This window comes from Fulvivirga aurantia (assembly GCF_009711475.1).
Taxonomy (GTDB): Bacteria; Bacteroidota; Bacteroidia; order Cytophagales; family Cyclobacteriaceae; genus Fulvivirga; species Fulvivirga aurantia.
Genome location: NZ_SMMD01000859.1, coordinates 1 through 11918 on the forward strand (window position 1 = coordinate 1; position 11918 = coordinate 11918).

Annotated in this window: 7 protein-coding genes; 4 read left to right on the top strand and 3 right to left on the bottom strand. The window is 38.9% G+C overall.

Features of this window, described 5'->3' with window-relative positions:
• Both E1176_RS20715 and E1176_RS13200 read left to right on the top strand, forming a co-directional pair.
• On the top strand, window positions 1-793 hold a 793-nt coding region (locus E1176_RS20715; RefSeq protein ID WP_185152798.1), incomplete at its 5' end, for a hypothetical protein.
• Window positions 794-895: 102 nt separating this feature from the next.
• Window positions 896-3946, top strand: a complete 3051-nt coding sequence (locus tag E1176_RS13200; RefSeq protein WP_155211105.1) for an ATP-binding cassette domain-containing protein — start codon at window positions 896-898, stop codon at window positions 3944-3946.
• 77 nt (window positions 3947-4023) lie between these two features.
• On the opposite strand, the gene E1176_RS13205 is transcribed toward E1176_RS13200, so the two are convergent.
• From E1176_RS13205 to E1176_RS13215, 3 genes are all read right to left on the bottom strand, one after another.
• Complete coding sequence (locus E1176_RS13205; RefSeq protein WP_185152799.1) at window positions 4024-7248, bottom strand: DUF7948 domain-containing protein; 3225 nt, start codon at window positions 7246-7248, stop codon at window positions 4024-4026.
• 89 nt (window positions 7249-7337) lie between these two features.
• Complete coding sequence (locus tag E1176_RS13210; RefSeq protein ID WP_155211107.1) at window positions 7338-9899, bottom strand: ABC transporter permease; 2562 nt, start codon at window positions 9897-9899, stop codon at window positions 7338-7340.
• A 1-nt stretch (window position 9900) separates the two neighbouring features.
• Window positions 9901-10593 (bottom strand): ABC transporter ATP-binding protein, encoded by a 693-nt coding sequence (locus tag E1176_RS13215; protein WP_155211108.1) that lies wholly within the window; start codon window positions 10591-10593, stop codon window positions 9901-9903.
• Between the two features lie 129 nt (window positions 10594-10722).
• On the opposite strand from E1176_RS13215, the gene E1176_RS13220 reads away from it, so the two are divergent.
• The gene (locus tag E1176_RS13220; RefSeq protein ID WP_155211109.1) at window positions 10723-11346 is read left to right on the top strand and encodes an arylesterase; all 624 of its coding nucleotides are present in this window, start codon (window positions 10723-10725) and stop codon (window positions 11344-11346) included.
• A 47-nt stretch (window positions 11347-11393) separates the two neighbouring features.
• Window positions 11394-11780, top strand: a complete 387-nt coding sequence (locus tag E1176_RS13225; protein ID WP_155211110.1) for a BLUF domain-containing protein — start codon at window positions 11394-11396, stop codon at window positions 11778-11780.
• Window positions 11781-11918: the final 138 nt, after the last annotated feature.

An 11918-nucleotide genomic window follows, 5' to 3' on the forward strand; every position in this document is an offset into this window, starting at 1 on the left:
AGACGAATTTGAGCAGGCAGAATCTGACCTTAAAGGACAAATTCAGGAAGTGGTATATGAGATACCCTCTCCATCTGAAATTCCTTTTTTACTAGAAGCTACAGGAGCTGAGTTTAACGAGACATTAATTAATGATCAAAACCGCGCTGACGAATATGCTTCAAGAAATGACAAGGCTTCGTTAAATCTTGGTGTTTATGCTGCCGATATTGGTTATTTAGTATCATACGACAAGGTACAGGAAGCACTTAACTACATGACTTCTGCTAAGAAATTGGCTGACAATTTAGGCATTACAGGTTCTTTTAACAGTGAACTAATCCAAAGATTTGAAAGCAACCTTTCTAGAAAAGATTCTTTGGCTTACTTGCTTAACGAAACAATAAAAGAAACCGAAAATTACCTTAAAGATGATAGCAGAAACAAACTTGCTGCGTTGGTAATCACAGGTTCTTTCGTAGAAGGACTTTACATTTCTACTGAGTTAATCAAAACTTACCCTAAAGACATCTTACCTGATGATAGCAGAAATCTTGTTTTAACACCACTCATCAGAGTTGTACTTGAGCAAGAGAAAGCCATCGAAGATTTGGTTAATATGCTTGGTAATATTGAGCAAACAGACCCTGTTACTGACTTACTTGCTGGCTTTAAAGAGCTTCAGAAAGACTACGAGTCATTGAATATCGAAGAGCAAATTAAAAACAACAGAGCTGACCTTGTGTTGTCAGACGAAACTTTAATAGGTATCACTGCTAAAGTAGCTGACATAAGAAACGGCATTACTGAATAAGGCATATCAAACGATATTAGCATTTAAAAGGGATCAAAACATGATCCCTTTTTTATTTTTCAGATATTATATTAGTATTTTACTTCGTATTTAAGTTGTACTATGAGCGAGCCTTTACTCAAAGCTATTATCAAACTCTTTGCGATTGTTGCCAAAGAAGACGATGTCACCCAACAAGAGCGAGACCAGATAGCCACTTTCTTATCAGAAAATCTCAATAGAAACGCTGTAGAAGGTTACCTCAAAGAGTTTGATGACTATAGCGACTCGATTATAGTAGATGAAACTGTTGATACAAAAGAAGAGCAGCGAAGAATAGATGTCATTTGCCATGAAATAAATCAGGAGCTTACACAAAAACAAAAAGTAGTCATTCTTCTTGAGCTGATGGCTATTATATTAGCTGATGGTCATATTTCGGGTCGCGAAGAAGAATTGCTAAATGCCATTGCTAAGGCTTTTAACGTTAACCATAGAGAGGTAAAACTAATTAAAGCATTTGTGGTGGGCAAAACACCGGAAAGCTTTTATGATGAGGCAATCTTAGTTGCCGACAGCCATGACTACGACAAGCCAAATTTCAAACATCTCAAACGAAGTAAATTACAAGGCTTTTTGTGCTTCCTCAACCTGAGTGAGGCAGACTCATATTTCATTAAATACCTGGGTCCTAAAGAGGTTTATTTAAATGGTGTGCCCTTAAAAAATGATAAAATAGCCGTTTTTGGTAATGGTTCTACCGTGCGCGTAGACAAAGCTGATCCTATTTATTATGGAGATGTGATCAGTAAGTTTATGTCTGGTGGCAACGACAAGAAAATTAGCTTTGAAGCCAACAACATCTCTTTCAAATTTAAAAATGGTAAGCTTGGCCTCCGCAACATCAATGTTGCAGAAGAGTCAGGTCGGCTGGTTGGGCTCATGGGCGCTAGTGGAGCGGGTAAATCTACGCTGCTCAACGTACTAAACGGCCATGAAGTACCCAGTGAAGGTGAGGTACTTATAAATGGAATTGACATACATCGTGAACCAGAAAAAATAGAAGGCGTAATAGGCTTTGTCCCTCAGGACGATCTCCTAATTGAAGAGCTCACGGTATATCAAAACCTCTTTTATGCGGCCAAGTTGTGTTTTGACAACCTCGATGAGAGCGAGACTGACAAGCTGGTTACTCAGACATTAATAAACCTCGGCTTACAAGAAACAAAAGACCTCAAAGTGGGCTCACCTCTTGAGAAAACCATTAGTGGTGGACAGAGAAAGAGGTTAAATATTGGTTTGGAATTGTTGAGAGAGCCCTCCGTTTTATTTGTTGATGAACCAACATCCGGTCTTTCTTCCCGAGACTCTGAGAATATAATGGACTTGCTCAAAGAGCTCTCACTTAAAGGGAAATTGGTCTTTGTTGTAATCCACCAGCCTTCTTCCGACATTTTTAAAATGTTTAACAAGTTGGTAATACTCGACACGGGTGGGTATCAGATTTACTATGGCAACCCGGTAGAGGCAGTAGTTTATTTTAAAGGCATAATAAACCTGATAAATAGTGAGCAAGGAGAGTGCATAGAGTGCGGAAACGTGAACCCGGAACAGATATTTAATATTATCGAAACGAAGGTAATCAACGAGTACGGCAATTTTACCAACGAAAGAAAAGTATCTCCTGAGCAGTGGAATCAGTACTATGAAGAGAAAACCAAACTGCCGAAGGTAAATAAAACAGAAATTCCACCTCACTCTACACTCAACATCCCCAATAAACTTAAGCAGCTGAGGTTATTTGCTACAAGAGATGTGCTCGCCAAACTCAGTAACAAACAGTATTTGCTGATTAATCTTCTTGAGGCTCCAGTATTAGCCTTATTACTCGCCTACATTGTCAGGTATTATAACAAAGACAATACAATCCATCTGGGTTACTCGTTTAGCACCAACCTGAATATCCCGGCTTATCTTTTTATGAGCGTGATTGTCGCGTTATTTATGGGCCTTACGGTAAGCGCAGAAGAAATTATTAGAGATCGAAAAATTTTAAAAAGAGAGTCGTTCCTTAATCTTAGCCGCAGCAGCTACCTTTTTTCTAAAATCTCAATCCTCTTTACCTTATCTGCAATTCAGACCCTTACATTCGTGATCATAGGTAACGTGATCTTAGAAATAGATGGTATGTTACTCACACATTGGATGATTTTGTTTTCAACTTCATGCATGGCCAACGTTATGGGCTTAAATATTTCCTCTGCCTTTAATTCTGCTGTAACGATTTACATTATCATTCCGATATTATTAATTCCCCAGCTTGTATTGAGTGGAGTCGTTGTGAAATTTGATAAGCTAAACCCTGATCTCAGTTCTGCCGGAGAAGTGCCATTGGTGGGTGATTTGATGGCTTCGAGGTGGGCGTTTGAAGCTGCTATGGTCAGTCAGTTTAAAGACAACGAATATGAAGAGCTTTTTTACCCCTATGAGAAAGTAATGGCCGATGCCGATTATAAGAAATTGTACTATATACCTGCTTTAGAATCAAGCTTGCAATATAATTTAAATAACTTCAGAAAGGATGATGAGGAAGTTGAACAGAAGATGAAGGCTAACCTTAAGCTCTTAAGAAATGAAATTGCAAAAGAACTGGAAATCGTTGGTGATGATAAATTTACAAAACTAGATCAGCTTCAATTACAAAGTTTTGATTCCACCCTGTACTCAGAAACGTATTCCTTTTTAGAAAATCTTAGGGCTTTTTATACTCGCAGATATAACAATGCAGATAAAACCAAAGATAAAATCATTGTTAATCGTACAAATACCGAGGAAGATAGGGCTGCTTTCGATGCATTTAAAGACAGGTATAGAAATGAGGCCATTGCAGAGATCGTGAGGAACCAGCATGAGCAACACAGGATAATAGAGAGCAATGGAAAACTAGTACAGAAGATATTTCCTATATACAAAGACCCAACACCTGATCATATGTTTGATTACAGGTCGCAGTTTTATGTAGCTAAAAAGCACTTTTTAGGCTATACCATAGATACACTGTATTTCAATCTTTCCATTATCTGGATGATGTCTGTATTTTTAATAATAACGCTCTATTTTGACATCCTGAGAGGTATTATAAGTAGGATAGAAAAAATGTTTACCGGGTATTGAAATGAAAATCCACAAAGACGTAATTGCTTTGATGGTTTTTGTGGTTACACTAATCCTGTTGTGGTTATTGTTTTAGGTTAATTAAACACCTGAACCCACCCCGTGCAGATGGTTTCGTTTTCGATATCGACTTCGTAATAATAAACACCCCCCGGCACCTCTTCAGCTGTCCAGTCATCCTGATAGTCATCGCTTTCATAAACGAGCCTACCCCATCTGTTATAAATTCTTAAATCCTCTTGTGTTGAACTGATAATCTCGAAGGTTCCGTTTGGATGGCCATCCCCAGGGGTAAAAACGTTAGGCACTTTAACTGTGACCATACTTACTGTTGAATCTCTTTGATACACGCACTTTCCATTTTTCCCAATTAGCTGCACTGAATATGAACCATCTTTTTTATAAGAATGTGTGAACTCCAATAAATCTGAGGTAGTGCCATCACCCAAATGCCAGGTGTAACTGGCTGTGGTATCTCTATTGATCAACTTTAAATCTGGACGTGACTTGCAGTCATGCACTTTTTCTATGTCATAATCAAAATTGACTTCAGGTATAACATCAACCGTAAGCGTATCAAGTGTAGTACAATTAGCATCTGAAATTTCCACAAAATAGGAGGTAGTATCACTAGGTTGAACTATTGGTCGCACCAAATCAGATGTAAACGTACTATCATCGCTTATCCAGAAGTAGTTGAGTCCCCCTGAAGCAGTCAATCTGAACTCCTCCCCTACACAAATAACTGCATCATCACCAGCTCTATGAATAGGATCAAAAACATCAACCACTGTACTTGTGACATCCTGAGCAGTACAGGTATTAGGGTCAAATGCGGTAAGTACGACCTCGTACCTCCCGGCACTACCATATTGATAGGTGATATCTATCTTTTCTGCAGTTGTAATCTCCTGACCATCACCAAATTGCCATTTGTACATCTCACCACCGATACTTAGATTCTGAAAAACGATGCTATCGGGGAGGCAAACCGTTTTGTAACCTGGCTGTGTGAGTGCAGTATTGTTGGTTTGCAGCACTGCTCTTAGAGAAGCCAGGTCAAATTTAAAGGCTGCATTGTTGCACCCACCGTTGGCACCATTCTGTGTAGACCATGCGTTATCTGTTACTTCAAAGGAAGATGACCCGGTACAACTTGCGCATACAGAGTGATACACTATACCGCTTTTATCAAATCTACTGGTGCCACCATCTACATGTACCAGAGCATCACTTCCTCCAAAGAAGGTGGCATATAATAATGAAGTAGCGTCTGCATCTAAAACGAACAAATAGAAATCATCTCCATCTGTAGTTGATCTAAGTGCATCGGTTGTAGTTGGTAAACCATTGGTACTAAGCCTTACATAATTATCATCGCGAAAATTGCCTTGTGTATTTCCCCAACCAGCTACGTATAGATTGTTACAATCATTAACTAAAAAGGCTGTAGGCGAAATATTTGGCTCTCTCCTACCCGTACTGCCAAAAGGCAAGGAAAAAATCGTAGAGTCTAAGTCATTAGTCAATTTATGTAAAAACTGACCTCCACCTGGGTTATTATAAACAGATCCTGTTACAGGATAACTACCTCTTGTTTGGCCCAGCAAATAGACATCATCATTACTGTCGATATCTAAAAAATAAACCTGATCATAACTGGTGGTTCCTAAGAATTGGCTTTTGTTAATTTTAACAGAATCCTGATTAAGCCGTGCCACCCATCCATCAATATTACCATTATATATTGAGCTGCTATCACTTACAGGGAAATCACTACTATTGGTGCCTCCTGCTATAAAAACGTCATTTTTACTGTCAACTTTTACAGCAAACCCTGTATCCGTACCGGCTCCACCCAGATAACCACCCCATTCCACAGTTTCTAAACCATCATCAAATTTTACCAAAAACCCGTCTGACAACCCTCCTCCGTAAACGCTGTCGAAAGAGTTTATTTCAGAAGGAAATAAATCTGTTGAAGAAGTGCTTCCTATAATGTATATGTTATCTAGATTATCAATGAAAATTTCTCCTCGTTGTTCATCGCCATAATTTTTAGTTAGTGCTCCATCACTATCATTGAGACCGTCATTCCCGTTCCCTCCAAAGTATGTGCTCGCTTCTAAGGCTGACCCGTCCTGACTAAGTTTCAGAACAAATGAATCACTGCCATTATCAAATGAGACACCCAAAATAGTAGAAATGAACGACCCTCCTTGAAATGATGATTCATAGGCACCAGTGGTTGTAGGAAAATCTGTAGAATTCGTAACTCCCAGTATCAGAAGTTCTTTCTTACTATTCATAATCATACTTAACGGAACTTCTGACCCGCTTCCACCTAGATATGTAGCATATTCCACGTCTGATCCGGTGGAGTCATATTTGATAATCGCCAGATCCCAAACTCCGGCCCAATCGGTTTGGTAGGCACCTTCAGTTGCTGGAAACTCACCCAAAAATTCAGTATTCCTAAAATGATTGGTAATGCCCCCGGAGTATAGTTTACCATTTTCGCCAAAAGTGGCAGTGTTACCCCAATTATCAGCTGGAGACCCAGAGTAGGTAGAAAAAATTAAAAGCGGATCAATAATTAGGTCATAACGCTCGTCATAACCAAATGGTAAATCGAAGCTAAGTTTGCTTCCCGTGAGTTGATACTCACAAACTACCTCTACCTCTTTACCATTGATCAGTTGGTAGGCATACGGGCGATTTTCTATGATCTCGTTAAATGACGTTTGTATGACCAAATTCCCATTTGATAAACTTATGTTTTTGACGCCTCGATAATTAATCTCAATATCTTCAGTACAAGCTCCAGGCTTTACAATTAAATCATACTTAAGACTCCAAGACTCAGAAGATAAATGTAGATCGATGTCGGGGTATAAGTTATCAATCTTGACTTGCTCATAACCTTTAGCTGCGCTCACCCAATCAGACTGATCGTTGCCAAAATAATAATTGTACTTAGTATTTCTAACTCTATGAGGTCTTACGTTATCAAAATTTCCATTCACAAAGTCTGCATGAAACATATGCATTTGCAGTTTTGACTCTTGCCCTGCTTCATGCGCATGGTCGTGAGACAACGCATCACTAGTCTTATGCATATTATGATGATTATTCCAGATGTCTTCGGTGTCGTACATCAGGTAAGAAAAGCCATACTCGGTTATATAGAAATTACCACCCGGAATATCTGAGCCAAATAATGCTCCGGTTAACCACTGCCCTTTATTTTCTATAAATATTATACCAGGTGTGTCGGCTGATGCAACTCGACAAAATAGCAAGAGAATAAAGCAAACTGACCATTTGAGATTCTTTGACAGAGGCATTATACTGTATAATTATAAAATGACCTAACTTAAATATAATTAATCTAGCTCTCTTTTCTCAGGACTTCTAACGGTGACTTGTATAAAACATCCCTGGTGTTAAACCATCCTACAACAATTGTAAGCACCATGATTCCTACCCAAATGTAGAGTAACCCCAGAATATCAGGCAGAAAAATTATCTCAAAGAAGTAAATAGCTAAAATCCAACCTGATAATACAGACAGTCCAATACCCGTCAATCCTGCAAAAAAGCCGAGATAAGCATACTCCAATATAGTCATACCGATAATTTGCTTTTTCACAGCCCCTATTGTTCTAAGCAACACATTTTCTCTTAGTCTCAAATATTTGCTATTAATAACAGCTCCTGCTAAAACCACCAGACCCGTGATTATACTAAACAGTGCCATAAACTGAATAACAAATGATACTTTCCCAAAAAACTCATCTATGGTTGAGAGGATAAGTCTCAGGTCAATAAGTGATACATTGGGGTATAGTGTGATCAATTCACGCTGGTAAGCATTTGCCTGCGTTTGAGCCTCAATTCGTGTGGTTAATACATAAATTTGAGGTGCCTCTTCTAATACCCCGGTCGGAAAAACAAATATAAAGTTGGGAGGGTCCTTTGGCCACTCAACATCCCTTATCCCGCCAATATATGTTTTCACTGGCACACCCTGCACATCAAATTCAACCGTATCTCCAATATCAACCATGAGGTTTTCCTGCATTCCTTCAGAGATTGTCACATAAATGGAGTCATTACTAATTTGTTGTACTTTCCCCTTGGTGAGGGTTTCTGAGGCATTGAGGGTATCCCGATATGTAACTCTATATTCTCTGGTAATCGACCAATTGGGTATCGAATCAGTGGTGTCTCTCTGTATTTGAGCTACACTCTTTCCATTAATTTTACTTATCCGACAAGTAATTATTGGTACCAGCTGCTGTACCGGCAAATCATTTTCTTTTGTAAGCTTCACCACACCTTCTTTTTGTGGTGGCTGTATATCAAAAAGAATAGTATTAGACTGGTTTTCCTGCCCTACAAACTCCACCTGGTTTAGCAGGCTATTTTGTACGATATTGAGTGTAGCGATCAAAAAAGCACCTAAACCAATTACCACAACTAACACAATGGTCTGGTTATTAGGCCTAAATAAATTGGCAAGACTTTGTCTCCAAATAAAACTCCAACCAGAAGGGAAATATCGTTTTACCAGTCTCATAAGCGCATATGCCACACCTGCCAGACTTAAGAACGCAATCATTAATGCTGCAAAAAAGAACAGACCTGTTACAATACTTTTGGTTTGATAGGCAGCAAATAACAGAGGGAAAAGAATAATCAAGACAATCACCGTTACCCTTACTTTAGAAATCCGCTGTAATGGTTGAAAAGTCGCTCTTAACACAGAAAGAGGTGGTACAAACCTCACCGAAACCAATGGAAGTACAGAAAAGAGCATAGAAATTATAAGCCCCAGCAAAAGTGCTTGCCCTATGGCTCTCCATGCCAGCGAAAGCTCCAGCTCAAACGGTATAAACTCTTGTAATAGTACGGGCAAAGCGTATTGAATCAGTAGACCCAAACCGATTCCCAGCAGTGTTCCCAGTAGACCTAATGCGATTGTTTGTATAAAAAATATATTAAAGGCCTGCCACCCGGAAGCACCTATACACCTCAAGACCGCTACGGTTTTTCTTTTTTCTTTCACATATATATGCACAGAACTTGCTACACCTATACAGCCTAAAATCAGGGCTATGAAGGCAAGTAGATTAAAGAACTTATACAGGTTCTGAAAGCCCTCACCCAGGTCTTCTTTCTGCTCCTCAACATCATCAAACGAATGGCCATATTTTCTAATAGTTGGCTTCAGCTCATCGAGCATGGCATTTGCCTCTTCTTCACTATTTGCCTTGAAATACCTTCGATAGTTTACACGACTTCCGTATTGTACGAGCCCTGTAGAGTCTAAGTACTTTTTATCAAAATACACCGATGGCGTAAAAGTGGACTGAATTCCACCTCCTCCCGGGATTTTGCTCACTTCACCCGCTACTTTAAATGTGAGGTATCCCACTTTAATAGAGTCACCAGCACTCACATCGTATTGGCTGGCCAGATTCTCATCAACCATAGCGTATTGGCCTGTTTTAAGCTTTTCATAAGCATCAGACGGCAATGTTTCTATATCTCCATAAAATGGGAATGGTCCTTCCAGAGCTACAACCCTTACCAATCGTGTGCCGGGTGTACTGGTCATAAACATGGCCATACTCGCCATATTGGCTTCTTCCGCCTGAGGAGCATCCAAAGAATCAAAAGCTGACATCAGCTCATCTTCAAACTCTTTATTGGCTTTAACCACAAAATCAGCGCCTAACAGGTCTTTTGCCTGACTGTCGATGTTGTTTTGAAGATTGATATTAAACGAATCGATAGAAACTAAGGCGGCTATACCGATAACTATAGACGAAATAAATAAAAAGAGTCTTGAGAAATTATTTCGGGCATCTTTCCAGGCCATCTTCCAGACCCATTTATCTTTAAACAGGTTGGTTGTTTTCTTCTTGATTTTAATAATATATTCCATATCAGGAGGCTGTTAGCGACTTCTTATCTGCTACTAATCGACCTCCCTTGAGCTGCACGATGCGCTCAGTATTTTCGGCAAGCTCCATGTTATGTGTCACGAGCACGAGAGTTGTGCCCTGCTCTTTATTAATTTCGAAAAGCAATTCCGTTACCCGATGTGCTGTCTCTTCATCCAAATTACCAGTAGGTTCGTCTGCAAATAAGATTTTAGGTGAAGTAATAAATGCCCTTGCCATCGCCACTCTTTGCTGCTCTCCACCAGAGAGTTCTGAGGGATAGTGACTCATACGCTCTCCCAGGCCGACTCGTTCCAAAAGAGCTTTAGCCTTTTCTGTAAATCCTTTCTCACCTCTCAACTCAAGCGGTACAGTCACATTTTCGAGCGCTGTGAGGGTAGGCAATAACTGAAAATTTTGAAATATAAAGCCTACGTGTTGATTACGCACATACGCTCTATCGTCTTCATCTAAAGCATTGAGCTTAATGCCTACTAAAGAAACAGTACCAGAGGTTGAAACATCTAATCCTGCACATAAACCTAATAAAGTAGTTTTTCCACTTCCTGAAGGGCCAACTATGGCCATACTCGCACCTTCTTCTACATCGAAGCTGACGTTGTCGAGTACAGTAAGTGATTTATTTCCGGTTTTAAATGATTTAGTGAGGTTTTCTATACTTAATATAATGGGCATAATGAACGGGTAACAAGCTTGAATTTAAAGCGTTTAATACTTGAATATGTTTATTCTTTTTTACGAGTGGTAGTATTTTTGGTGTAAAATTTGATCAATTAAATTATCACGACCATATCTTTATAAATAATGAGTATTAATAAACGCATTTTTTTTCTAGTAGTATTTTTTATTTCAACTGTAGCGCTTTCTTTTAAGGAACAAACTACTACCATTTTATTTTTTGGAGACAGTCTTACTGCCGGTTACGGATTATCTAAAGAGCAGGCCTTCCCTCACCTTATAGAGCAAGCACTTAACGATAAAGGACATAATGTTGAAGTTATAAATGCGGGTCTGAGTGGCGAAACCTCTGCCGGTGGTCTCAACAGGATTGACTGGGTCTTAAAAAAACCAATTGATATATTCGTTCTTGAGTTAGGTGCCAACGATGGCCTAAGAGGCTTACCGGTAACTCAAACTAAAGAAAACCTTCAAGCAATCATCGATAAGGTAAAGGCCAAAAATCCTGACGTTAAAATCATAATTACAGGAATGATGGTGCCACCAAATCTCGGTCAGGAATACTCACAGGCCTTTAGTGCCATTTTCCCGGAACTGGCTACAAAGAATGATTCCATGCTAATTCCGTTTCTATTAGATGGTGTAGCTGGTGATGAATCGCTTAACCTACCAGACGGCATACATCCCAATGTAGAGGGTCATAAAATTTTGGCTGACAATGTGTTAACTGCATTAAAAAGGATTATTTAACAATTGATTGATTTATATTTGTTAAATAATCCACACAGATAGAAAAGATGTACTACATACTTTTCCTTAGTCGAACCAATATCGACTATTTGAGGAACATCATTTTTGAGTGCGTAAACAATAACAAAGCCTTAGAAATAACCAGCAAGATGATATATTGTAATGATTATTATTTACAGTATATAGAAGGAGAAGAAAAGACCATCAGATCACTTTTTGATATAATATCTCAGGACAACAGGCATAACAATATTAAAATCATATTAGAAGGGGCCATAGAAAACAGAAAATGCAATACGCCTCTTGACTATAAACACATAGCCCCTACGGTCTTAAATGACATCAATTGTAGCGATCTTTCAGATGTTTGTAGTCTGATGCCAATTAAAGATGACAGTGAAATTATGCCATTCTTTGCCAAGCTCATGAAGTGATAAAAATGTTAATCACAATAACTTTAAAGAAAATTAAAATAGCTTTGATCAAATAGGTAATATTTATAGTTTTGCACACTTCAAAGCAAGGCGCTGTGGCCGAGTGGCTAGGCAGAGGTCTGCAAAACCTTTTACAGC